Origin of the sequence: Shewanella sedimentimangrovi, assembly GCF_017354965.1 — a bacterium.
Taxonomy (GTDB): Bacteria; Pseudomonadota; Gammaproteobacteria; order Enterobacterales; family Shewanellaceae; genus Shewanella; species Shewanella cyperi.
The window spans coordinates 203,964-228,025 of the sequence record NZ_CP071502.1; the positions used below are offsets into that span (position 1 = coordinate 203,964).

The window sequence follows — 24,062 nt, forward strand, 5'->3', positions numbered from 1 at the left end:
AACAGCTCCGTTGGAGAATGACTGTGAGTGAACGCTTATTTATCCGTCTGGGGGCCACGGCCTCCGAGCCCTGTAGCTGGCTGGTGTGGTCGGAACAGGAGCAGGAGATCATCGCTTCCGGTGAACTGGCAGATGCGGCTGCACTGGCAACCCTGGGTGAGCGTGCCGCGAATCGCCCGGTGGATATTCTGGTACCGGCGTCCGCCATGTCCCTGAGTCAAATTAGTTTGCCCGAAAAGGGCCAGCGCCAGGCGCTTAAGGCTTTGCCTTATATGCTGGAAGAATCCCTGGCCCAGGATGTGGAGCAGATGCATTTTGTGGTCGGTCCCCGCGACGGCGATAACCTGACCGTGGTGGCCGTGGCCCATGAACAGATGCAAATGTGGTTGGATTGGATCCACGAGGCGGGTCTCAAGGCCCGGCGCTTGGTGCCGGATTGCCTGGCGTTGCCTCTCGCCAACTGCCAATGGGCGGCCATGATACTCGGCAGTGAATTGCTGCTGCGGACAGGCGAGGGCTCGGGTCACAATCTGCCCATCGACTGGCTGGAAACCACACTGCCGATGTTGACGCCGGAAGATGCCCCCTCAGTCGCCACCTACAGTGAGATGGCATTGCCCGGCACCCGGGTGGAAGCCCAGCCATTGGAATTGCCCATGTTGGTGCTCGCCAAGGGTATGCTGCATGCGCCCCTGAATTTGCTCAGCGGCCTCTACAAACCCAAGCGGGAAATCAGTAAGCAGCTGTTGCAGTGGAAGAGCGCTGCCGTAGTATTGGCGGTGGCGGTCTTGTTGGCTCTGGTTAATAAGGGGCTGAACATTCACCAACTTAACGTTCAGGCTGCGGAACTCAAGGCCCAGAATGAAGCCATCTTCCGCCAGGTTGTGCCCGGCAGCAGCCGAATTACCAACCTGAGATTCCAGTTGACCACCGAACTCAATAAGCTGGCCGGCAGTGGCGGCGGAGCAGAGTTTTTCTCCATGTTGGCCGCACTCAAGGATTCCTTTGCCAAGGTCCCCGAACTCAAGCCGGACAGTCTGAGGTTCGACAGCGCCCGCGGCGAACTGAGACTGCAGGTGAGTGCCAAGGATTATGCCCAGATTGAAAAATTCAAGGAGTTGGTGGCCAAGGACTTCCAATTGGAGGCCGGGGCCATGAACAGTGGCGAAGACTCGGTTAACAGCACCCTGACCCTGAGGAGCAAATAAGATGGATAATTTTCGCGCCTGGTGGGAAGGACTGGCCCAGAGGGAACAACAGCTGGTGGGAGCCTGTGGCGCCTTTGTGCTGCTTGGCTTTCTGTACTGGGGAATTTGGAGTCCCATAGCCAATGCCGAAGCCAATGCCCAGGCTGCGGTCAGGGCTCAGCAACAGACACTGGAGTTTGTGAAGCAAACTGCCAACCAGATTGCGGGCCTGCGCCAGAACGGTGGCAAGACCACTGTTCGTGGCAGTATCACCAACGTGGTCAACCAAACGGCCGGTAAATTCAGCCTGACCATTACCCGCATGCAGCCCCAGGGCGATAAGTTGCAGTTGTGGATGGACGATGTGCCCTTTGAGGCACTGTTGGGTTTTCTCAATGAGCTGGTGCAGCAAAAGGGCCTGGCGCTGGAAAGTCTGGACCTGGCACAAACCGACACTCCCGGACTGGTCAAGGTCAGACGTATACAGTTGGCACAATAAGAATTCGAAGGTGTGATTGTGGTAAAGAAAGTAGTACTTGGCATTCTGCTCTATCTGCTGTTTATGCTGGTGTTGTTCCCGGCGCGGCTGGCATTGGGCTTGGCTCCTCTGCCAAAGGACGTCAGCGTCGAAGGCGTTTCCGGTAGCCTGTGGCAGGGAGAGGCGAGTTCGGTTGCGTTTCAAGGTCGGCAAGTGGATCAGGTGCGCTGGTCCCTGTCGCCCTGGGCCTTGCTGCTTGGCAGCGCCAATCTGGAACTGCAGGTTGGCAATCGGCGATCCGCAGTGACGGCCAATGGCGAGTTATCGCTTTCCATGTCGGGTGTCGGCGCGCACAATTTTAAGGTTAGCGCACCCCATGATTTTCTTATCGGCAATCGCCGCCTGCCGTTTGGCGCCGAGGTGAGTGGAAACCTGGAGCTGTATTTGGCCAACTTCAAACAGGGTAGCCCTTGGTGTGAGCAGTTGACAGGCAAACTCAATATTCAGGGCGCCGGGCTGAAAAACCAGTTTGGTGAGTACGATCTTGGCAATATGGGTTTCGGCCTGGGTTGTATCGAGGGGCGGATATTGCTCAAGGCCGATGAAAAGGATAACCAGTTGGGGCTGGTGGGGGCTTTGGAATTGCAGGCCGACAATAAGTTGCTGGTGAAGGCCAAAATCCGTGAAACCGATTTCCAAAATGAAGACATGAAGAAAGCTTTGGCCTTCCTGGGGCGTAAAGATGCCGAGGGTTACTATCCTCTGGAATACCAGGGCAAGATCCCGGGGCTGTAGGGGTTATACTAGCCGCAATAAAAATGGTGCCTCAGGGCGCCATTTTTATTTGTTGTCACCCTAAAACCACCTCCTATGGAGGTGGTGATCGTTCTGGTGGGGCTTTGCCCGGAGAATGCCCATGCTAAATACTCCCTCGGTTTGTTACCAGCAAATCAAGGAGTAAGTAGCATGAGCAGATATGAATCCGCGTCTCACGTATTCTATCGTTGTCAGTATCACCTCGTTTGGACACCCAAGTACAGGTACAAAATCCTGAAAGGTAATCTCGGCAGAGAGCTTTATCGAAGTATCTATGTTTACTGCAACATGAAGAAATGCAGAGTCGTGGAACTAAATGTTCAGGAAGATCATGTCCATCTAGTAGTCAGAACCCCACCCAGTCTAAGCGTGTCGGATTTAATGGGTTTTGTTAAAGGGAGAACCGCGATCAGGATGTTTGCCAAATTTCCTTATTTAAGAAAGCACAAGCTCTGGGGGAATCACTTCTGGCAACGGGGTTATTTTGTGGACTCAGTAGGAGCAAACGAAGACATAATCCGTAGATATGTACGGCACCAGGAAAAGACAGCCAAAGAAGAAGAGAAACGGCAAATAGCGTTAGGGTTGGAAGGTTAGTTTTTAAGCCCCCTTTTAGGGGGCTGTGTCAAAGCCACCTGCTATGCAGGTGGATTTTTACTCGCTGCAAGCAGATCTTCCAGCAACAGCCGGTAATCATCTATGGCGGGAAAGGCCTGAAATTGTTTGTGGGGCTGGCGACTGTCGGGATTGCTGATCCCCAATTGATGGCCTATGCCTGCCTGGCGGGCGGCTTCCAATATGGCTTCGTTATCATCGACGAACAGGCAACGGCCGGGATCCAGCCCAAACTTGGTGATGACCTGCTGCCAGAAGGCCTGGGCTTCCTTGGGATGGCCCGTGCTGTGGCTGGAGAGGATTTCATCCAGACCCGCGGCCAGTTCTGTGTGTTCCAGCTTTAACGCCAGGCTGTCCGGGTGGGCATTGGTGAGCAGGATCCGGCGTTTACCGCACTTTCCCAGGGCGTTGAGGAAGGGCATGCTGTCCTGGCGCAGCTGGATCCGCTCGACCAGGGTACGGTGCAATGCCAGTATGTCCAGCTGCAATGTTCGCTGCCAGTAATCCAGGCAATACCATTCCAGGGTACCAGCCACCTCGGCATAGGCCTGTTCCACCAATTTGCGGGCTTGCTCCATGGGGATGCCGCGACTCTCGCTCAGGCACTGGGGCACCAGCGACAGCCAGAAATGATTGTCAAAGTGCAAATCCAGCAGGGTGCCATCCATATCCAACAGCACTGTGTCTATTTGATCCCAAGGAAACATGCAAAAATTCCGGTTGTAGATTGAAGACAGGATAGTAAGATTGTATCTCATCTCCATTCCCAAATAGCACAACCTCAGGGGCCTCTATGCACCAGCGGCAGAAAAAGCCGGAAATACTGCACACAGAAGTGGTAGCCAAGAGCCGTCTGTTTCAGATAGAGCAGGTGCATCTGCGTTTTTCCAATCAGGTCGAGCGCCATTATGAGCGCATGAAGGGCAGCAACCGTGGTGCCGTAATGGTGGTGCCTGTGCGCGGCGACAAGCTGTTACTGGCCCGTGAATATGCCGCCGGTACGGAAAATTACGAACTGGGTTTTCCCAAAGGGCTTGTTGACCCCGGTGAGTTGCCCATAGATGCCGCCAACCGGGAGCTGCAGGAGGAGATAGGCTTTGGGGCAGCCAAGCTGACCTTGCTCAAGGAGCTCTCCCTGGCACCGGGCTACTTCTCCAGCAAAATGCAGATATTCCTGGCCGAAGATCTCTACGAAAGCCGCCTGGAAGGCGACGAGCCCGAACCCATAGAAGTGATCCCCTGGCCGCTTGCACAATGGCAGGAATTGCTGGATTTGGCTGATTTTTCGGAATCCCGCAGCGTCAGCGCTTTGTTTTTGGCGCAAAAACACCTTAACCTAAAGTAGTTTCAGTATTCGTGATGGTACCCTGGCGTGCCATCATCGGGAGTGGTTATGAAGCCAGAGCAACTCATAGAAGCTGCCATCGACATCGCCATGGCAGCAGGGGAGAAGATCCGGGAAATCTATTTGACCGGCAGCTTCGAGCGTGAAGTGAAATCCGACAACACCCCTGTTACCTCCGCCGATCTGGCAGCCAATCAGATCATAGTGGACCAACTCAAGGCGCTGACACCGGATATTCCCGTGCTGTCGGAAGAGTCGGCCGACATTCCTCTGGTGGACCGCGCACATTGGCCGGCTTACTGGTTGGTGGATCCTTTGGATGGCACCGGCGAGTTTATCGCCGGCAGCTACGACTTCTCAGTGATCATCGCCCTGGTGGAGCACAACCGGCCCGTGATGGGCATAGTGTACGTGCCCATGACCGGGGTCTGCTATTACGCCATTGCCGGTCTTGGGGCCTACAAGCGCAGCGGCGGCATGGAAGTCAGGATAACCAGCAGGCAGATAGCTACAGATGCCAAGATTCCGCTGCGATTGGCGGTCAGTCGGCGCCAGGATCCCCAATCAGTCCTCAAGCTGTTCCATCAACCCAAGCATTGCGAGTTGGTGGTGATGGGCGGTGCTGCACTCAAGAGTTGCCTGGTGGCCGAAGGCCGTGCCGATTGCTATGTGCGGGTCGGACCGACGGGAGAGTGGGATACGGGCGCCGCGCAGATCATCATTGAAGAAGCCGGTGGTCAGCTGATGGACATTGAGCTGCAACCCCTGAGTTACAACGAGCGTGAGACCTTCGAAAACCCCAATTTTATCGTGGTGGGCTCACCCAATCTGGCGTGGGACAAGATATTGGTGGGAGATTAATTGCTGACCATTCGCCCTCTCCAGAAAGCCGATATGGCGGCCGTGTTCCGTGTGGAGCAGGCCTGTTTCGGCGACCACTGTTTTCCGGATTTTTTCTTTCGTCAGGCCCTCGACGCCTGGCCCTTGGGGTTACTCGGCGCTTTTGATGACGCTGGGTTCCTGCTGGGATATTGCCTGTGCAGCAGCGCTGAAGAGGCCGGTTGCGGTTGGATCATGTCCTTGGCTGTGATCCCAGAGGCCCGCGGTCGCGGTGCCGGCAAGGCCTTGATGCAAAACTTGTTGAACCAGCAGCGCTACAGCAGTCTTAAGCTCACTGTGGCACCGGATAATCCGGTATTGGCGCTCTATCTTGGCCTGGGATTTATCCGCACGGGAGAGGAGAGCGATTACTTTGGCCCAGGCGAGCCCCGGCTTTTGTTGTGCCTTGATGCCGACTGATCCCTGAAAAGCATTATTATGAACATTGTTTTTTATTTGGCCGAATGTTAGCCTCTTGGTCATTCCAGTCGAGGAGACCGAGACATGGCAAGACGCAAGGAACACAGTCACGACGAAATTCGCCAAATGGCGATCGCCGAGGTACAAGAAGCATTGGCCAGAGGGGAAGGCGACCAGCTCAGTTTGCGCCGGATTGCCACTCAAATAGGCTACGCCCCCAGCACCCTTATCAACATCTTCGGCAGTTATAACTACCTGCTGTTGGCTGTATCAGAAACCAGCCTGCAACAACTGCTCGGCAACCTGGTTTGCGACTCCCCCCCGAGCCCCTTGACGGCACTGGAACAGATGGCCCGCCGCTATGCCGAGTTCGCCCTTGCTGCTCCCGACAGGTTCAGATTGCTGTTTGAATTGCAGTTGTCGATAGCAGAGCCCCTGCCGGAACATCACAGTGCCCTGATCGAGCAGCTGTTGTCCTTGCCCTTGCCCCATCTGGCATCACAGCTGCGCCGTGACGCCGATACCCTGGTCACAGAGGCGCGCTTACTGTGGGGCGCGATTCACGGATTGGTCAGCCTGGCGTTAACAGACAAGCTTTTTGGTGGGGAACACACCCTTGGCAGCCTGGTCTGCCAACAGGTACGAACCCTGATCGCCGGATTTGAATCGGGGAGGAACGCCTGATGTTTTTCAGCCGCCGCTTTTTACCTTACTTTGTCACCCAGTGCCTGGGTGCCCTCAATGACAATATTTACAAGAACGTGTTGCTGCTGTTGGTGACCTACAGCCAGGTGGACAGTTTGCCTATTGGCGTGGATCTGTTCGTCAACCTGGCGGCCGGCGTGTTCATCTTGCCGTTTTTCCTGTTTTCGGCCCATGCCGGCGTGGTGGCTGACAATATCGACAAGGCACTGTTGATCCGCAGACTGAAAATGCTGGAGTTGCTGATCATGAGCTGTGCCGTGTTGGCCATTCTCAGTCACAACTATTTGATGATGTTGCTGCTGTTGTTCCTTACCGGCAGCCAGTCGGCCTACTTTGGCCCGGTAAAATACTCCCTGTTGCCCCTGGCGTTGGCGGAAAGCGAGTTGGTGACTGGTAATGCCTGGGTGGAAATGGGCACCTTTCTGTCGATACTGGTGGGCACCTTGAGTGCGGGACTCATAGTGTCGAGCGAGCATGCCGCCGGGACGGCAGCCCTGGTGGTGTTCATGTTGGCCTTGGCGGGCTATTTGGCCAGCCGCGCTATTCCGGCCTTGCCTCCCCAAGGGAAAATTCGCCAAATTCACTTTCGGCCCCTTTCCGGCGCCTGGGGAAGTATCCGCAGGGTGAAACGCACTCCTTCGATCTGGATGGCGATTCTGGCCATCAGTTGGTTTTGGTTTCTGGGGGCCACGTATCTGACCCAGTTCCCCAATTTTGCCAAGATGCACCTGCATTCGGGGGCCACAGTGGTGTCACTGCTGCTGGCGCTGTTTTCCATAGGTATCGCTGTCGGGTCTTTCCTGTGTGAGCGACTCTCCTTTGGTCATGTGGAGCTGGGGGTGTTGCCCTTTGGTGTCTTGGGGCTGACTGTGTTTGGTGTCGATATGTTGTTGGCCCTGCCGGATCCCGGCACATTACCGGAAACCCTTTACGGCGCCCGGGAGTTTGTCGCCCAATCCGCTCATCACAGGTTGATGTTCGACCTGTTTATGGTGGGTGTCAGCGGCGGCCTGTTTATTGTCCCTCTGTATGCCTTTATCCAGTCCCGAGCCGCCAAGGGCGAGTGCGCCCGCGCCATTGCCGCCAACAACATAGTCAATGCCCTGTTTATGGTGGTATCGGCCCTGTTGTCCATGGTGCTGTTGGGGGTAGTCGGCCTCAGCATAGTGCAGCTGTTTCTAATGTTGGCGCTGACGAATGCCCTGGTCGCCTTCTACGTTTATCGTCAGGTGCCTGAGTTTACCCAAAGGTTTGTCAGTTATTTGCTGAGCCACCTGCTGTACCGGGTCACGGTACGGGGCAGGCCGAATATTCCCAAAGAAGGCGCCGGACTGATCGTGTGTAACCATGTCAGCTATGTGGATGCGCTGCTGATTTTGGGTGCCTCCACCCGACCGATCCGTTTTGTGATGGACAAAAGCATCAGCGAAATGCCTCTGCTCAGGTATCTGTTCCGCCATGCCGGCGTTATTCCCATCTGCTCACCCAAACAATGTGCGCAAACCTATGAGAAAGCCTTTGAGCGCATAGATGCGGCCCTGGCGCAGGGAGATCTGGTGTGTATTTTCCCCGAGGGCCGTCTGTCACCGGATGGTGAACTGGGTGAATTTCGCCCTGGTGTGGAGCAGATCCTCAACCGTCGCCCCGTACCTGTTATCCCCATGGCGCTGAAAGGCCTGTGGGGATCCTATTTCAGCCACAAGGATGGCCACGCCCTCACCACCCGACCCAAACGATTTTGGTCAAAGGTTGGGATCGATATAGCTCCGGCCCTGGATGGTGTGGCGCCCGACAGGCATCAGCTTAGAGAGCGAGTGGCGGCATTGCTTGCATCGCCCGACTGAGGCATAAATTGGCAATTGCACTGGCCCGGACGTTTGGGACAGTGCAATCAGTGTTGAATTGTCACTGAGCCGCCTCAGCCGAGGCGGTTCTGCTTTTGCTGATCCAGATACTCTGCCATCGCCTGATGGCTGCCACTGAAGATGACGCGTTCTTCCTTTTTACTTAGCTGGAAGCGGTACATGGGGTCGTAATACACCTCCAGCAGCAGGGTGATCCAGCTGAGGTGCGCCCTTGTATCGTTGCTGCTGATTTGCGTGGCCAGGGCATCGGTCATCAGCGCTTTGACTTCGTCATGCACCTTGCCCCCAAGGCGTTTGTAGATGCCTTTCAGGCTGGCGAACAGATAGTCGCTGAAGGCGTTGAAGCCCTGTTCTTCACCCAGTCTGCTGATGTAGCCCGCATGCATCTTGTGCACATAGTCGTCCAACAACCTCGGCAGCCTGTCCTCAAGGGACTCTTCCAGTACCAATACGGGGGCTGCTTGCATTTTGTCGTAGAAACTCTTGGGAATGGCCGAGCGCCCAATCAAAAAGCTTTCATCTTCCAACAACAGGCTTGGCTCGGCTCTGTCCTCATGATGCAGCAACGCAATGGCGAGGTTATTTTCAAAGTTGATTTGGCTGGGTTGACCCTCGTGGTTTTTGCCGAAGCTTGAACCCCTGTGGTTGGCAATGCCTTCCAAATCCACCGCTTCGCTGCGGCTCTGTATGAATTCGGTTTTACCCGAGCCCGTGATGCCGCTGAGGATCTGCATCTGCCCCTTGGCGGGTGCCATTTCTATGGTATCCAACAGGAACTGACGCATGGCTTTGTAACCGCCATCGATAAAAGGTACTTCAATTCCGGCTTCTTTGAGCCATTGCTGGGTCAGCTGGGAGCGCAGGCCGCCGCGAAAACAGTAGAGGTAGCCTTCGGGATGACGCTGGAAGAAGTCCAACCAGGCCGCAACCCTGGCTTCCTTGACCTTACCGCATACCAGTGAATGCCCCAGTGCGATGGCAGCCTCTTGTCCCTGTTGTTTGTAGCAGGTGCCCACCTTTTGCCGCTCATTGTCATTCATCAGCGGCAGATTGGTGGCAGAGGGAAAGGCACCCTTGTCGAATTCAATCGGGGCGCGTACGTCCATCATCGGATGGCCGGAGGTGAAGATCTGCCGGTATTGCTCCCTGGGGATACGCTTGAGCGTCATTTGCGTAACTCCAATTTGCCGTTACCGGCCTTGAGCTGGCCAATGCACACAGCTTCTATTCCCTGTTGTTGCAGCAGCGCCATTAGCCCGGCTTCCCCTTCGGCAGAGACGGCGACCAAGAGCCCGCCACTGGTTTGGGGATCGCACAGCAGTGCTTTTTCACGCTCGTTGAGTGTCGGCAGGTGCTCACCGTAGCTGTCGTAATTTCTGTGGGTGCCACCGGGAATGCAGCCCAGGCCAAGGTAATGTTCAGCCTTGGCCAGCAGCGGGATCTTGTCTATTGCGACTTCTGCATCCAGCCCGGCACCCTGGCACACTTCCAGCAAATGACCGGCAAGTCCGAAGCCGGTCACATCGGTCAGGGCGTTGACACCTGGCAGCCTGGCAATGTCGGCGCCGATTTTATTCAGCTGACACATGGCCTCGGGGGCTATGTGTTCATCCTCGAGGGCCAGTTTCTTTTGCTTTTGGGCCGTGGTCAGTATGCCAATGCCTATGGGTTTGGTGAGAAAGAGTCTGTCACCGGCCTTGGCGGTATTGTTTTGTTTCAGATGTTCCAGCGCAATTTGCCCCGTGACCGCCAGGCCGAAAATGGGTTCGGGGGCATCTATGCTGTGACCACCGGCGAGCATAATGCCGGCATCGGCACAGGCCTGACGGCCACCATCAACCACTTGTTGGGCGACTTCTGCCGGCAGTTTGTTGATGGGCCAACCCAGAATGGCTATGGCCATTATCGGAGTGCCACCCATGGCGTAAATATCGCTGATGGCGTTGGTGGCAGCGATACGGCCAAAGGTGAAGGGGTCGTCCACTATGGGCATGAAGAAGTCGGTCGTACTGATGATGCCCGTGGTGTCATTGAGTTTGTATACGGCGGCATCATCGCGGCTGGCATTGCCGACCAGCAGCTTGGGATCGTCGAAGACAGGCAACTGGGATGCGAGTATGGTACTCAGCACCTTGGGAGAAATCTTGCAGCCGCAGCCGGCGCCATGGCTGTATTCGGTGAGTTTGATGGGTGATGGTGACATTTCAGGTTGCCCGCTTTAACGATAGTGGCCAACATGATAATACCTTACGGCCGCCATGCAAGGCGGCCGTGGTCACAGGACTAACGATAGGCGGCGTTCAGACTGTTCCAATTGGCCTGTTGCAGCTTGAGGCGCGACTTGAGTTCGTTGAATCTGGGGCGCAGCTCCTCAAGGCATAGCTTGTGGCGCTTGGCCTCCAACAGCTCTTTCTTTACCTGATAGAACTCAAGTAGCTGCTGTTTCAGCGTCTCGTATTCGCCCTGCAGTGTTTGCCACAATTCTTCATAATCCTGCCTGTGCGTGATCCGCTGCTGGGTGCGCTTGAGTTGCATCTGCAATTTGGCGGCCTCGATGCGTTCCTGGGGCACCTTGCGCAAGTCGCTGGCCATACCCAACCAGGAAAGTAGTTTGATCAGCCACTTGGTGGGATCGTAATGCCACCAACGTATGCCGTTGCGGTAGTCGTTTTCGAAAATATGGTGGAAGTTGTGGTAGCCCTCACCATAGGTCAGCAAAGCCAATACACCGTTGTCGCGGGCAGTATTCCTGTCGGTGTAGGGTTGGTTGCCCCAGATATGGGCCAGGGAGTTGATAAAGAAGGTGCAGTGATGCACCACTACCAGACGCAGCAAACCGGCCACCAACAACATGGTCCAGACATCGCCGTTGAACCAACCCAGCAATGCCGGCAGCCCTATGTTCATCACCAACACCAACGCCAGATAATGTTTATGCTGCCACATGACTATGGGATCGTTCTGCAGGTCGCGGACGTTGTTATAGTCGTGATAGCGATGGGCCTGGTATTCACGCAGCATCCAGCCGATATGGCTGTACCAGAAACCCATGTTCGCTGAATAGGGATCTTTGTCGTTATCGTCCACATGCTTGTGGTGCACCCTGTGATCGGAAGACCAGTGCAGGGCACTGTTTTGCAGTGCCAGGGCGCCACCCAGTGCATACAGCCACCTTACCGCCCCATTGGCCTTATAGGCTTTATGGGACCAGAGCCTGTGGTAGCCGGCGGTGATAGACATACCGCTATAGAAGGCCAGTACCACAAAGGTCAGCCATTCTATGGCGTCTATGCCATGGGACCATGCGCGCCAGGGGATGAGCACTGCGGCGCCGGTGAAGGTCAGCAGAAACAGCATCAGATTGAGCCAGATGATTGGGGGTTTGTTCATTATCGGTTTCCAAATCGCGTTTAAGCGTACAACTGTAAGCTAATTTACCTGCAAGGACCCCATGGGGTCAAGCCGGCCGGGGCTGTGTTTCTGCGGCAAACGGGTTATTATCTGCAACATCATAGGTTTGGATGGAACAGGACATGAGTATCGGGATTCGGGCACAGCAGAAAGAAAAAACCCGCCGTGCGCTGGTGGATGCGGCCTTCAATCAGCTCAGTGCCGAGCGCAGTTTTTCCAGTTTGAGCCTGAGGGAAGTCGCCCGGGAAGCCAATATTGCGCCGACCTCTTTCTATCGTCATTTCAAAGATATGAACGAGCTTGGCCTGACCATGGTCGATGAAGGCGGCCTGACCTTGAGGCAGATGATGCGCAAGGGCCGCCAAAGGGCCGAGGCCGGTGGCAGCGTGATCCGCATTTCCGTGGATACCTTTATGGAAGTGCTGGACTCCAATCCCAACGTGTTCCGCATCTTGCTCCACGAGCGCTCCGGCACCTCGGCCGCCTTTCGCGCGGCGGTTGCCCGTGAGATTGAACACTTTATTTCCGAGCTGGCCCATTACACAGAGGAGACGGCCCATCGCAGTCCCGCTTTGGCAAGGGCCCAGGCAGAAGCGCTGGTGACTCTGGTATTCAACGCCGGCGCTGCGGCCCTGGACATGAAAAAGGCGGATCGCAAGGTGCTGGCGGATCAGTTGGTGATGCAGCTGCGCATGGTGGCGACCGGCGCCGAAGTATTGCAGCACAAATTGGATAACAGGTAGGTCTGCAATCAATAACAAAACGGAGCCTTAAGGCTCCGTTTTGTTTTGAAGGAGCTTATTTACGACGCTCCAGCAACACACCCGCTTCGGTGTGATGGGTATAAGGGAACTGATCGAACAGGGCAAAGCGAGTGATCTCGTGGGTTTGGCTGAGCACTGCCAGGTTGTCCTTCAGAGTCTCAGGATTGCAGGAGATATAGAGAATGCGCTCATAGCCCTGCACCAGTTTGACCGTCTCCGCATCCAAACCCGCTCTGGGTGGGTCCACAAAGATGGTGTTGCAGTCATAGCTTTGCAGATCGATACCCTCAAGGCGCTTAAAGCTTTTACCACCCTGCATTGCCAGGGTGAAGTCTTCCGCTGACATGCGGATTATATCCAGATTGGCTATGTTGTTGATGGCGATGTTGTACTGGGCCGCATCCACAGACGGTTTGGCCAGTTCGGTCGCCAATACCCGCTGAAAATTCTGCGCCAGGGCAATGGAGAAATTGCCGTTACCGCAATAGAGTTCCAGCAGATCGCCCTGACTGTTTTGGGTGGCATCAATGGCCCATTCCAGCATTTTGACCGCCACCTTGGCATTGGGTTGGGTAAAGCTGTTTTCTATCTGTTTGTAATGGTATTGGCGACCATTGACATCCAGAGTCTCAACCACAAAATCCCGGTCCAGTATCAGTTTCTGTTTTCTGGCGCGGCCTATAATGTCAACCTTGAACCGGTCAGACAGCGCAGCTTTCAGGGCTTTGGCTTGCTCCAGCCAATCATCCCCAAGCTGCCTGTGGTAGAGCAGGCTGACCAGAATTTCCCCTGAGAGCGTGGACAGAAAATCCACCTGGAACAGCTTGTGGCGCAGCACGGGATTGGGTCGCAGATGTGTCATTAACTCCAGCATCATCTGGTTGATGAGCGTGCCGGCCGGCAGATATTGGTCACAGCGAACCTTTTGCTGCAGGGCATTATCGAACATGTAATAGTAGAGATCGTCTCCATCGTGCCATACCCGGAATTCACTGCGCATCCGATAGTGGGCCGGTTCAGAGGCGAAGACTTCCAATGCCGGAGGTGTGAATTCGGCAAAGGCCTCTATCAGTGACTGGCTCTTGTCCGCCAACTGGGCATCATACTGCCGGGGATCCATTGCTGCTAAATTCATTGTTACTTACCTTGGCCTTGTTTGGGGGCGCAAATTTTATACCAGATGACGTTGATGTCCAGCTTTCTGGGCAATCGGCAATACTGGCAGAGGCGTGAGCGGTGTGGGAAAATGACGGCCTCGCAATGGCGCTGGAGTGTATAAGCTTTGGGTAACAGTATCTTGGTATTCGATTCGGGTATAGGTGGCCTGTCTGTGCTGCAGGAAATCCGTGCCCGTTTGCCGGAGCACGAATACTGCTATCTGTTTGACAATGCCCGCCTGCCCTACGGCGAGCTGAGTGAGCAGGAGCTCATCTCCGGTTGTGTTTGCCTGATTGAAGATATGGTTGCCCGTTGTGGTGCGGCTGTGGTGGTCATAGCCTGCAATACCGCCAGTACCTTGGTGCTGCCGGCCTTGCGATCCCGGTTGAGTATTCCAGTTGTTGGGGTGGTGCCGGCGATTAAACCCGCTGCGGCCATGTCACACTCAGGACATATAGGACTATTGGCAACCCCGGGGACGGTGAGGCGGGCTTATACCCATGAACTGATAGCCAGTCATGCCAAAGATAGCCAGGTACATCTCTTTGGCAGCTCAGAGCTGGTGATGATGGCAGAGGCCAAAATGGCGGGCCAGCCGGTAGATCTTTCCCTGTTAAGCAAAATACTGGCGCCGGTGAAGGAAACAGAGATAGATGTGCTGGTATTGGGCTGCACCCATTTCCCCTTGCTCGCCGAAGAGCTGAGTCAGGTTTTGGGGGAAACAATCAGGCTGGTGGATTCGGGGGAGGCAATCGCCAGGCGGGTGGTCCACCTTCTCGGGGAGGCTGCCATAATAACAGGTCCGGGTAAATTGACCGCCTGGCATACCACAGATGCCATCAGTGAAGGTCTGTCAACGTCCCTCTGGGCGTTAGGTTTTAACGCTATCTCGCCTTATCGCATAGAAGGACGCTGACCAAAGGGCTTATTCGTCGCCCTTTTCCTGTCCTTCGCCGTCTTGAGTCTTGGCTTCCCTTACCTTCAGGGTGCGCTCCTGAAAGGTAAAGTCATTCAGCTTGGTCATGGCTTTTTTGGCGCCAGCTTCAGACATCTCCACAAAACCGAAGCCTTTACGGCGGCCGGTCTTGCGATCCCGCACCAAACGGACCGAGTTGACCGGGCCGAATTCACCAAACAGGATTTTAACTTCACCTTCATGCACCCGGTAGGGCAGGTTGCCTACATAGAGTGTCATGGTTGGTCCTGTGTACTCGGTTTCGGTTGCTTGCGCCTGTGCATCCGGCAACAAGATAAATACCACGCCGGCAATAATTGCGCCCGCCGCGAATGCTATGTATGCCGGCAGGGTCGGCATAAACTGATAGATAGCAAAAGCTCCCAGCGCAGCAACAATCAAAACAATAAGAAATGATTTCTGCATAAAAAGTTGGTCTCTAATCAAATGAAAATGATAAATAACTGTTAACAACCGGTATATGGTAATGAATTCTCAGGGGTTAAACCAGCGGAGTGGAGAAAAAATGAGCGTGTCAGGTCGCAATATTTGAGTTTATTTTCGGTGTGAAGAGCCTGCTGGTGTGAAAATCAGCCAATTCGCGTCTTTTATCCGCAATTTGCCGTAAACATCAGCAGTTGATCTCCAAAGACCGGATTAGTGCTTGCCGACTCGTTATTCCCCCCTATAATGCGCCTCGTTCCGGAGACAAGGGCCTGTTGGGCAAATACTTGAATCGGGGACGCTGTTGTTCGCAACAGCAGCTGAGCTAAAATTTAGCCAGTCAGCGTCAGGCGAAGAAAAAATGCTTGACGCAACATGGGTGAAGCGTAGAATACGCAGCCCTGACCAGAAGAGAAATGGTCAACGTTCTTTAACAATTTATCAAGCAATCTGTGTGGACACTCGCAGAGCTGATGACATCGACAACGATATTCATCAGTGAATGATGTCCATGCAAACATGCAGTTTGCGACTGTTTAACAGTTGCAAAATCGACAGAATTCATTGAGCAGTTTGGCGTAAGCCAAACACCAAAACTTTTAATTGAAGAGTTTGATCATGGCTCAGATTGAACGCTGGCGGCAGGCCTAACACATGCAAGTCGAGCGGTAACACAAGGGAGCTTGCTCCTGAGGTGACGAGCGGCGGACGGGTGAGTAATGCCTGGGAACTTGCCCATTCGAGGGGGATAACAGTTGGAAACGACTGCTAATACCGCATACGCCCTACGGGGGAAAGCAGGGGAACTTCGGTCCTTGCGCGAATGGATAGGCCCAGGTGGGATTAGCTAGTTGGTGAGGTAAAGGCTCACCAAGGCGACGATCCCTAGCTGTTCTGAGAGGATGATCAGCCACACTGGGACTGAGACACGGCCCAGACTCCTACGGGAGGCAGCAGTGGGGAATATTGGACAATGGGCGCAAGCCTGATCCAGCCATGCCGCGTGTGTGAAGAAGGCCTTCGGGTTGTAAAGCACTTTCAGTGGGGAGGAAAGGTTGTAGGTTAATACCCTATAGCTGTGACGTTACCCACAGAAGAAGCACCGGCTAACTCCGTGCCAGCAGCCGCGGTAATACGGAGGGTGCAAGCGTTAATCGGAATTACTGGGCGTAAAGCGTGCGCAGGCGGTTTGTTAAGCGAGATGTGAAAGCCCCGGGCTCAACCTGGGAATTGCATTTCGAACTGGCAAACTAGAGTCTTGTAGAGGGGGGTAGAATTCCAGGTGTAGCGGTGAAATGCGTAGAGATCTGGAGGAATACCGGTGGCGAAGGCGGCCCCCTGGACAAAGACTGACGCTCAGGCACGAAAGCGTGGGGAGCAAACAGGATTAGATACCCTGGTAGTCCACGCCGTAAACGATGTCTACTCGGAGTTTGGTGTCTTGAACACTGGGCTCTCAAGCTAACGCATTAAGTAGACCGCCTGGGGAGTACGGCCGCAAGGTTAAAACTCAAATGAATTGACGGGGGCCCGCACAAGCGGTGGAGCATGTGGTTTAATTCGATGCAACGCGAAGAACCTTACCTACTCTTGACATCCAGAGAACTTGGCAGAGATGCCTTGGTGCCTTCGGGAACTCTGAGACAGGTGCTGCATGGCTGTCGTCAGCTCGTGTTGTGAAATGTTGGGTTAAGTCCCGCAACGAGCGCAACCCTTATCCTTACTTGCCAGCGGGTCATGCCGGGAACTTTAGGGAGACTGCCGGTGATAAACCGGAGGAAGGTGGGGACGACGTCAAGTCATCATGGCCCTTACGAGTAGGGCTACACACGTGCTACAATGGTCAGTACAGAGGGTTGCGAAGCCGCGAGGTGGAGCTAATCCCATAAAGCTGGTCGTAGTCCGGATTGGAGTCTGCAACTCGACTCCATGAAGTCGGAATCGCTAGTAATCGTGGATCAGAATGCCACGGTGAATACGTTCCCGGGCCTTGTACACACCGCCCGTCACACCATGGGAGTGGGCTGCAAAAGAAGTGGGTAGCTTAACCTTCGGGGGGGCGCTCACCACTTTGTGGTTCATGACTGGGGTGAAGTCGTAACAAGGTAGCCCTAGGGGAACCTGGGGCTGGATCACCTCCTTACCTAAGCGATGCGTCGCACTGTTGAGTGTTCACACAGATTGCTTGATAGATGAAAAGAGACAAATGCGTGAGGGTCTGTAGCTCAGGTGGTTAGAGCGTTCGCCTGATAAGCGAGAGGTCGGTAGTTCGAGTCTACTCAGACCCACCAATCTCATTGATGCTGCGTTGGGCTCGTCGTCGTTTACTTCAGTAAACTTCCGCCGTTCCCGCCTTGCCTGAATGAGATTAATCATCCCGCATTGTTTCAGACTGTGATGACGGCGGATGCTGTCTGAAATGGGGCTATAGCTCAGCTGGGAGAGCGCCTGCCTTGCACGCAGGAGGTCTGCGGTTCGATCCCGCATAGCTCCACCACTTCGCTGCCACAGCGACAGTCTCAGGAATAGAGACGCCAAAGATAAGTATTGAATTTATCTTTGGCTTTTTTAAGCCCGCTCTTTAACAATTTGGAAAGCTGATAGTAGAAACTGGACCCTCTCTTAGAGATGGATTCAGTTAATACAAAAATTGAGTTCTCAAACACTTCAATCAAGTGTTTTGGGTATTCTTCAAGGCGGGTCCATTTCCTACCCTGGAAATGAGACCAAGTAAAACCAGCTGGTCGCAACAGCTCAAGTGAAACTCATTTGGGTTGTATGGTTAAGCGACTAAGCGTATACGGTGGATGCCTTGGCAGTCAGAGGCGATGAAGGACGTAGTAACTTGCGAAAAGCGTTGGTGAGGTAGTAACAACCGTTATAGCCAGCGATGTCCGAATGGGGGAACCCGGCAGCATAAGCTGTCATCACTACATGAATACATAGTGTAGTGAGGCGAACGAGGGGAACTGAAACATCTAAGTACCCTTAGGAAAAGAAATCAACCGAGATTCCCTAAGTAGCGGCGAGCGAACGGGGATTAGCCCTTAAGTCTCTGGGGTGTTAGTGGAATGCGTTGGAAAGCGCAACGGTACAGGGTGATAGTCCCGTACACGACAACTAACCAGAGATGAAAACGAGTAAGGCGGCACACGTGATATGTTGTCTGAACATGGGGGGACCATCCTCCAAGGCTAAATACTCCTGACTGACCGATAGTGAACCAGTACCGTGAGGGAAAGGCGAAAAGAACCCCTGTGAGGGGAGTGAAATAGAACCTGAAACCGTATACGTACAAGCAGTGGGAGCGGTTCTTGAGACCGTGACTGCGTACCTTTTGTATAATGGGTCAGCGACTTACATTTAGTAGCGAGGTTAAGCGAATAGCGGAGCCGTAGGGAAACCGAGTGTTAACTGCGCGTTTAGTTGCTAGGTGTAGACCCGAAACCCGGTGATCTAGCCATGGGCAGGTTGAAGGTTGAGTAACATCAACTGGAGGACCGAACCGACTAATGTTGAAAAATTAGCGGATGACTTGTGGCTGGGGGTGAAAGGCCAATCAAACCGGGAGATATCTGGTTCTCCTCGAAAGCTATTTAGGTAGCGCCTCGGACGAACACCTTTGGGGGTAGAGCACTGTTAAGGCTAGGGGGTCATCCCGACTTACCAACCCTTTGCAAACTCCGAATACCAAAGAGTGCTATCCGGGAGACAGACGGCGGGTGCTAACGTCCGTCGTCAAAAGGGAAACAACCCAGACCGTCAGCTAAGGTCCCAAAGTAATTGCTAAGTGGGAAACGATGTGGGAAGGCTTAGACAGCTAGGATGTTGGCTTAGAAGCAGCCATCATTTAAAGAAAGCGTAATAGCTCACTAGTCGAGTCGGCCTGCGCGGAAGATGTAACGGGGCTAAGCAATTCACCGAAGCTACGGGTGTGCACGATAACGTGTACGCGGTAGAGGAGCGTTCTGTAAGCCGTTGAAGGTGAAGGGGTAACCCACACTGGAGGTATCAGAAGTGCGAATGCTGACATGAGTAACGATAAAGGGGGTGAAAAACCCCCTCGCCGAAAGACCAAGGGTTCCTGTCCAACGTTAATCGGGGCAGGGTGAGTCGACCCCTAAGGCGAGGCCGAAAGGCGTAGTCGATGGGAAACGGGTTAATATTCCCGTACTTCTGCTAACTGCGATGGAGAGACGGAGAAGGCTAGGCCAGCACGGCGTTGGTTGTCCGTGTTTAAGGTGGTAGGTGGTGTGCTTAGGCAAATCCGGGCACACATACACCGAGAGCTGATGACGAGGTGCTACGGCACTGAAGTGGTTGATGCCAGGCTTCCAGGAAAATCTTCTAAGCTTCAGGTTAGCAGGAATCGTACCCCAAACCGACACAGGTGGTCGGGTAGAGAATACCAAGGCGCTTGAGAGAACTCGGCTGAAGGAACTAGGCAAAATGGTACCGTAACTTCGGGAGAAGGTACGCTGCTGTTGGTGGAGGGACTTGCTCCCCGAGCTGACGGCAGTCGCAGATACCAGGTGGCTGCAACTGTTTATCAAAAACACAGCACTGTGCAAACTCGCAAGAGGAAGTATACGGTGTGACGCCTGCCCGGTGCCGGAAGGTTAATTGATTGGGTTATCGCAAGAGAAGCTCATGATCGAAGCCCCGGTAAACGGCGGCCGTAACTATAACGGTCCTAAGGTAGCGAAATTCCTTGTCGGGTAAGTTCCGACCTGCACGAATGGCGTAATGATGGCCACGCTGTCTCCAGCCGAGACTCAGTGAAGTTGAAATTGCGGTGAAGATGCCGTATACCCGCGGCTAGACGGAAAGACCCCGTGAACCTTTACTATAGCTTGGCACTGAACATTGACCCTACATGTGTAGGATAGGTGGGAGACTTTGAAGCGGGAACGCCAGTTCTCGTGGAGTCGTCCTTGAAATACCACCCTTGTAGTGTTGATGTTCTAACCTGGGCCCCTAATCGGGGTTAGGGACAGTGCCTGGTGGGTAGTTTGACTGGGGCGGTCTCCTCCCAAAGAGTAACGGAGGAGCACGAAGGTTGGCTAAGTACGGTCGGACATCGTACGGTTAGTGCAATGGCATAAGCCAGCTTAACTGCGAGACAGACACGTCGAGCAGGTACGAAAGTAGGTCATAGTGATCCGGTGGTTCTGAATGGAAGGGCCATCGCTCAACGGATAAAAGGTACTCCGGGGATAACAGGCTGATACCGCCCAAGAGTTCATATCGACGGCGGTGTTTGGCACCTCGATGTCGGCTCATCACATCCTGGGGCTGAAGTCGGTCCCAAGGGTATGGCTGTTCGCCATTTAAAGTGGTACGCGAGCTGGGTTCAGAACGTCGTGAGACAGTTCGGTCCCTATCTGCCGTGGGCGTTGGATGATTGAGGGGAGTTGCTCCTAGTACGAGAGGACCGGAGTGAACGAACCGCTGGTGTTCGGGTTGTCATGCCAATGGCATTGCCCGGTAGCTACGTTCGGAATCGATAACCGCTGAAAGCATCTAAGCGGGAAGCGAGCCCCAAGATGAGTCATCCCTTGGACCTAGAGTCCACATAAGAGCCGTTCGAGACCAGGACGTTGATAGGTCAGGTGTGTAAGCGTTGTGAGGCGTTGAGCTAACTGATACTAATGACTCGAGAGGCTTAACCATACAACCCAGATGGGTTTTACGTTTTGCTTGAAGTACCCAAACTTGATTGAAGTCGAGACTCAAGGCTCGTAAGAGCAGCAGCACAGAATTTCCGGTCGCTTAGCTCAGCCGGGAGAGCACCTCCCTTACAAGGAGGGGGTCACTGGTTCGATCCCAGTAGCGACCACCATATTTCACTGCACAGCTTTCCAAATTACCAATTTTGTCTGGTGACAATAGCATTGTGGTCCCACCTGATCCCATTCCGAACTCAGAAGTGAAACGCAATCGCGCCGATGGTAGTGTGGGGTCTCCCCATGTGAGAGTAGGTCATCGCCAGACGCCTAATAAAGGAAGAATCCCCAGCACTTGGTGTTGGGGATTTTTTCATTTATTGTCACCCTAAAACCACCTCCTATGGAGGTGGTGATCGTTCTGGTGGGGCTTTGCCCGGAGAATGCCCATGCTAAATACTCCCTCGGTTTGTTACCAGCAAATCAAGGAGTAAGTAGCATGAGCAGATATGAATCCGCGTCTCACGTATTCTATCGTTGTCAGTATCACCTCGTTTGGACACCCAAGTACAGGTACAAAATCCTGAAAGGTAATCTCGGCAGAGAGCTTTATCGAAGTATCTATGTTTACTGCAACATGAAGAAATGCAGAGTCGTGGAACTAAATGTTCAGGAAGATCATGTCCATCTAGTAGTCAGAACCCCACCCAGTCTAAGCGTGTCGGATTTAATGGGTTTTGTTAAAGGGAGAACCGCGATCAGGATGTTTGCCAAATTTCCTTATTTAAGAAAGCACAAGCTCTGGGGGAATCACTTCTGGCAACGGGGTTATTTTGTGGACTCAGTAGGAGCAAACGAAGACATAATCCGTAGATATGTACGGCACCAGGAAAAGACAGCCAAAGAAGAAGAGAAACGGCAAATAGCGTTAGGGTTGGAAGGTTAGTTTTTAAGCCCCCTTTTAGGGGGCTGTGTCAAAGCCACCTGCTATGCAGGTGGATTTTTACCTGCCGGTGAAAGTCTGCGCTTACATGGGGAATGACTAAGTGCTTGCAAAGCATGCATCCTTACCATGTGATAGGTCGATAATTGCATCCTGCATAATCGACACTTCCACCGTCCGTGGTGGTCGTAGGGTGAAGCTGTTGCGCTTACCAAACGAAGTTTGGTAAGCGCAACAGCTGAACGCGAAGAGCTTGCTCGAAGCTGGCCATCGCCAGACGCCCAATAAGACGAAGAGGCCACCCAAGCGGGTGGCCTTTTTGCTTTCAGCTTCTCAAATAACAGCCTTTCAGGGCAACACTTGTTAGCCCTTGGGGTGTGTTCTGCTGTGTTAGCGGCTAGAATGGGGCTTTCCATTCTCAGCCGGATATAAGATGTTCCCCAGCGTTTCCCTCAAATCCTTCAACACTTTTGGCCTGTCGCAGTCTTGTAACAGGCTGGAACGCATCCAATCCCAGGAGCAGCTATTAACCGTCTTACGCGAACTCAAGCAAAGTAACGCGCCTTTCTTGGTTCTGGGTGGTGGCAGTAATGTGGTGTTCACCGAGGACTTTGACGGCACTGTGTTGCAAATGGCGATTCAAGGCATTCAGGTTTATGAAGAAGAGGAATGCTTTCGTTTGGAGGTTGCTGCAGGCGTCAATTGGCACCAACTGGTATGTTTTACCCTGGAAAACGGTATGCCGGGGCTGGAAAATTTAGCATTGATCCCAGGTACCGCCGGTGCTGCCCCAATTCAGAATATTGGAGCCTACGGTGTTGAGTTTTGCGATGTTTGTGACTGGGTGGAATATCTGGACATAGGGTCGATGACGAAGCACAGGATAACGGCGGCCGAATGCCATTTTGGCTACCGTGATTCTATTTTTAAACATGCACTGAAAAATAAAGTGATCATCTGTGGCATTGGCATTCGTTTGGCGAAAGCCTGGTCGCCAAAGGTCTCTTATGGGCCCTTGAGTGAGCTGCCAGTTAAAGATCTTACTCCCAAAGCTGTCTTTGATCGGGTAGTTGCCATTCGGCGGCAGAAGTTGCCGGATCCCGAAGTACTAGGCAATGCCGGTAGTTTTTTCAAAAACCCTATTGTCGAGGCAGCGCAATACGCCGAACTTGCGGTACGTTTCCCACAGATCGTCGGTTATGGCATGGAAGACGGGCGGGTCAAGTTGGCTGCAGGCTGGTTGATTGAACAAGCTGGATTGAAGGGTTTTAAACTCGGCCAGGCCGGGGTACACGAACAGCAAGCCTTGGTTTTGGTGAATCTCGGCTCTGCGACGGGGGCTGACATATGCGCGTTGGCGCGATTGGTGATGCAGAGGGTGCAGGAAAAGTTTGCTGTGCGGCTGGAGGCTGAGCCGAATATCATAGGACATCAACAGCTGGAGGCTGAAAATGAGTGAACATTGGCAACGTAAACGCGAAATTCTGGCATTGATGGCGGCCGGTGACTTTGTTTCCGGAGAGCTTTTAGCTGAAAAGCTGGGTATCAGTCGCAGCGCAATCAATAAGCATATGGAGGGGCTTGCCGACTATGGTGTGTCCTTGTTCAGCGTTAAGGGAAAGGGATATAAATTAGCTTCGCCTGTGTCTCTTATCGACCCCGTCAGACTTAAGCAGGGCGTAGGTAAAAGGTCCTTCTACTTCGATGAAACTGACAGCACCAATGCGTTTATGCTGCAGCATGCCGATGAGCTGGAAAGTGGCGACCTTTGCGTTGCCGAGTATCAATCCAGTGGCAGGGGAAGGCGGGGGCGCAGCTGGGTATCGCCCTACGGCAGTCACCTGTATTTTTCACTGTTCTGGTCTCTCCCTGAGCTGTCAAAGGCCATGGGTTTAAGTCTGGTGGCCGGTTGCGCTCTGGCCAAGGTGTTGGCGGACTTGGGAGTTGAGGAATTGGGGTTGAAATGGCCCAATGACCTTTATTTTCAAGGTCGCAAGTTGGCTGGCATCCTGGTGGAAATTAAGGGGCAGGCCGATGGAGAGTGCCAACTGGTGATTGGCATAGGTGTGAATCTTGCCATGCCCACGAACCAAGCAGAGAAAATTGACCAACCCTGGAGTGATTTGCAATCGACGGAAAGGGTGCCCGATAAGACAGCTTTGACCCTGGCTTTGCATAGCCAATTATGCAGGGACTTGGAACTTTTCGAGCGGGAAGGTCTTGGCGCTTTCCAGAGCCGTTGGTCTGCTGCCGATGAGTTTGCCGGCAAACCGGTTGAACTGCTGATGGCAGACAGGCGCGTCGCCGGAATTTGCCGCGGAATAGATGAGCAAGGGGCCCTGCTGCTTGAGACGGATGCCGGACTGCAGAGTTTTATCGGCGGAGAAATCAGCCTGAGGGCCGGGCATTGA

Annotated in this window: 20 protein-coding genes, 3 tRNA genes and 3 rRNA genes; 20 read left to right on the forward strand and 6 right to left on the reverse strand. The window is 53.7% G+C overall.

Annotation, left to right across the window (positions count from 1 at the left end):
• Positions 1-23: 23 nt before the first annotated feature.
• The 4 genes from gspL (at position 24) to tnpA (JYB85_RS00865) (ending at position 3,078) form a co-directional block, all read left to right on the forward strand.
• Positions 24-1,208 carry a type II secretion system protein GspL gene (gene gspL, locus JYB85_RS00850; protein WP_207380673.1) on the forward strand — a complete coding sequence of 395 codons (1,185 nt, stop codon included), beginning with the start codon at positions 24-26 and terminating at the stop codon, positions 1,206-1,208.
• Between the two features lies 1 nt (position 1,209).
• Positions 1,210-1,686 (forward strand): type II secretion system protein M, encoded by a 477-nt coding sequence (locus JYB85_RS00855; RefSeq protein ID WP_207380674.1) that lies wholly within the window; start codon positions 1,210-1,212, stop codon positions 1,684-1,686.
• A 63-nt stretch (positions 1,687-1,749) separates the two neighbouring features.
• Positions 1,750-2,460, forward strand: a complete 711-nt coding sequence (locus JYB85_RS00860; protein WP_407695881.1) for a type II secretion system protein N — start codon at positions 1,750-1,752, stop codon at positions 2,458-2,460.
• 171 nt (positions 2,461-2,631) lie between these two features.
• The gene (gene tnpA, locus JYB85_RS00865; protein ID WP_207381940.1) at positions 2,632-3,078 is read left to right on the forward strand and encodes an IS200/IS605 family transposase; all 447 of its coding nucleotides are present in this window, start codon (positions 2,632-2,634) and stop codon (positions 3,076-3,078) included.
• A gap of 41 nt (positions 3,079-3,119) precedes the next feature.
• On the opposite strand, the gene yrfG is transcribed toward tnpA (JYB85_RS00865), so the two are convergent.
• Positions 3,120-3,803 carry a GMP/IMP nucleotidase gene (gene yrfG, locus JYB85_RS00870; RefSeq protein ID WP_207380676.1) on the reverse strand — a complete coding sequence of 228 codons (684 nt, stop codon included), beginning with the start codon at positions 3,801-3,803 and terminating at the stop codon, positions 3,120-3,122.
• 86 nt (positions 3,804-3,889) lie between these two features.
• Between yrfG and nudE the strand changes: the two genes are divergently transcribed.
• From nudE to JYB85_RS00895, 5 genes are all read left to right on the forward strand, one after another.
• A complete protein-coding gene (nudE, locus tag JYB85_RS00875) occupies positions 3,890-4,441 on the forward strand; it encodes an ADP compounds hydrolase NudE (protein ID WP_207380677.1) in 552 nt (183 codons plus the stop codon).
• Positions 4,442-4,489: 48 nt separating this feature from the next.
• On the forward strand, positions 4,490-5,302 hold the full coding sequence (gene cysQ, locus JYB85_RS00880) for a 3'(2'),5'-bisphosphate nucleotidase CysQ (protein WP_207380678.1): 813 nt from the start codon (positions 4,490-4,492) through the stop codon (positions 5,300-5,302).
• Positions 5,303-5,740: a GNAT family N-acetyltransferase gene (locus JYB85_RS00885; protein WP_207380679.1), complete on the forward strand. Its 438-nt coding sequence runs from the start codon at positions 5,303-5,305 to the stop codon at positions 5,738-5,740. It abuts the gene before it with no gap.
• An 84-nt stretch (positions 5,741-5,824) separates the two neighbouring features.
• Positions 5,825-6,424 (forward strand): TetR/AcrR family transcriptional regulator, encoded by a 600-nt coding sequence (locus JYB85_RS00890; RefSeq protein ID WP_207380680.1) that lies wholly within the window; start codon positions 5,825-5,827, stop codon positions 6,422-6,424.
• On the forward strand, positions 6,424-8,289 hold the full coding sequence (locus JYB85_RS00895; RefSeq protein WP_207380681.1) for an MFS transporter: 1,866 nt from the start codon (positions 6,424-6,426) through the stop codon (positions 8,287-8,289). Before JYB85_RS00890 ends, JYB85_RS00895 begins: the two co-directional genes overlap by 1 nt.
• Positions 8,290-8,363: 74 nt before the next feature.
• Here JYB85_RS00895 and mnmH read toward each other — a convergent pair whose 3' ends face one another.
• From mnmH to JYB85_RS00910, 3 genes are all read right to left on the reverse strand, one after another.
• A complete protein-coding gene (gene mnmH / locus JYB85_RS00900) occupies positions 8,364-9,479 on the reverse strand; it encodes a tRNA 2-selenouridine(34) synthase MnmH (protein WP_207380682.1) in 1,116 nt (371 codons plus the stop codon).
• Complete coding sequence (gene selD / locus JYB85_RS00905; RefSeq protein WP_207380683.1) at positions 9,476-10,513, reverse strand: selenide, water dikinase SelD; 1,038 nt, start codon at positions 10,511-10,513, stop codon at positions 9,476-9,478. Before selD ends, mnmH begins: the two co-directional genes overlap by 4 nt.
• An 80-nt stretch (positions 10,514-10,593) precedes the next feature.
• Complete coding sequence (locus tag JYB85_RS00910; protein ID WP_207380684.1) at positions 10,594-11,700, reverse strand: acyl-CoA desaturase; 1,107 nt, start codon at positions 11,698-11,700, stop codon at positions 10,594-10,596.
• Positions 11,701-11,849: 149 nt separating this feature from the next.
• Here JYB85_RS00910 and fabR point away from each other — a divergent pair, with 149 nt between their 5' ends.
• Positions 11,850-12,464, forward strand: coding sequence for an HTH-type transcriptional repressor FabR (fabR, locus tag JYB85_RS00915; protein ID WP_207323059.1), 615 nt, complete (start codon positions 11,850-11,852; stop codon positions 12,462-12,464).
• A 55-nt stretch (positions 12,465-12,519) separates the two neighbouring features.
• On the opposite strand, the gene trmA is transcribed toward fabR, so the two are convergent.
• Positions 12,520-13,620, reverse strand: a complete 1,101-nt coding sequence (gene trmA, locus JYB85_RS00920) for a tRNA (uridine(54)-C5)-methyltransferase TrmA (protein WP_207380685.1) — start codon at positions 13,618-13,620, stop codon at positions 12,520-12,522.
• A gap of 147 nt (positions 13,621-13,767) precedes the next feature.
• On the opposite strand from trmA, the gene murI reads away from it, so the two are divergent.
• Positions 13,768-14,559 (forward strand): glutamate racemase, encoded by a 792-nt coding sequence (gene murI, locus JYB85_RS00925; protein WP_207380686.1) that lies wholly within the window; start codon positions 13,768-13,770, stop codon positions 14,557-14,559.
• Between the two features lie 9 nt (positions 14,560-14,568).
• Here murI and JYB85_RS00930 read toward each other — a convergent pair whose 3' ends face one another.
• Entirely contained in the window at positions 14,569-15,024 is a 456-nt protein-coding gene (locus JYB85_RS00930; RefSeq protein WP_207380687.1) for an RNA recognition motif domain-containing protein, read from the reverse strand.
• 618 nt (positions 15,025-15,642) lie between these two features.
• Here JYB85_RS00930 and JYB85_RS00935 point away from each other — a divergent pair.
• From JYB85_RS00935 to birA, 9 genes are all read left to right on the forward strand, one after another.
• Positions 15,643-17,185 (forward strand): 16S ribosomal RNA (locus tag JYB85_RS00935).
• 71 nt (positions 17,186-17,256) lie between these two features.
• Positions 17,257-17,333 (forward strand) — tRNA-Ile (locus JYB85_RS00940).
• Between the two features lie 130 nt (positions 17,334-17,463).
• Positions 17,464-17,539: transfer RNA gene (locus tag JYB85_RS00945), tRNA-Ala, on the forward strand.
• A 283-nt stretch (positions 17,540-17,822) separates the two neighbouring features.
• Positions 17,823-20,715 (forward strand): 23S ribosomal RNA (locus JYB85_RS00950).
• A gap of 93 nt (positions 20,716-20,808) precedes the next feature.
• Positions 20,809-20,884, forward strand: a tRNA-Val gene (locus JYB85_RS00955).
• A gap of 36 nt (positions 20,885-20,920) precedes the next feature.
• Positions 20,921-21,036: ribosomal RNA gene (gene rrf, locus JYB85_RS00960) — 5S ribosomal RNA — on the forward strand.
• Together the 16S, 23S and 5S rRNA genes with 3 tRNA genes alongside form the textbook arrangement of a ribosomal RNA operon.
• Before the next feature lie 171 nt (positions 21,037-21,207).
• The gene (gene tnpA, locus JYB85_RS00965; RefSeq protein WP_207381940.1) at positions 21,208-21,654 is read left to right on the forward strand and encodes an IS200/IS605 family transposase; all 447 of its coding nucleotides are present in this window, start codon (positions 21,208-21,210) and stop codon (positions 21,652-21,654) included.
• Between the two features lie 430 nt (positions 21,655-22,084).
• Positions 22,085-23,110: a UDP-N-acetylmuramate dehydrogenase gene (murB, locus tag JYB85_RS00970; RefSeq protein WP_207380688.1), complete on the forward strand. Its 1,026-nt coding sequence runs from the start codon at positions 22,085-22,087 to the stop codon at positions 23,108-23,110.
• On the forward strand, positions 23,103-24,062 hold the full coding sequence (gene birA / locus JYB85_RS00975; RefSeq protein WP_207380689.1) for a bifunctional biotin--[acetyl-CoA-carboxylase] ligase/biotin operon repressor BirA: 960 nt from the start codon (positions 23,103-23,105) through the stop codon (positions 24,060-24,062). The genes murB and birA overlap by 8 nt, the downstream gene beginning before the upstream one ends.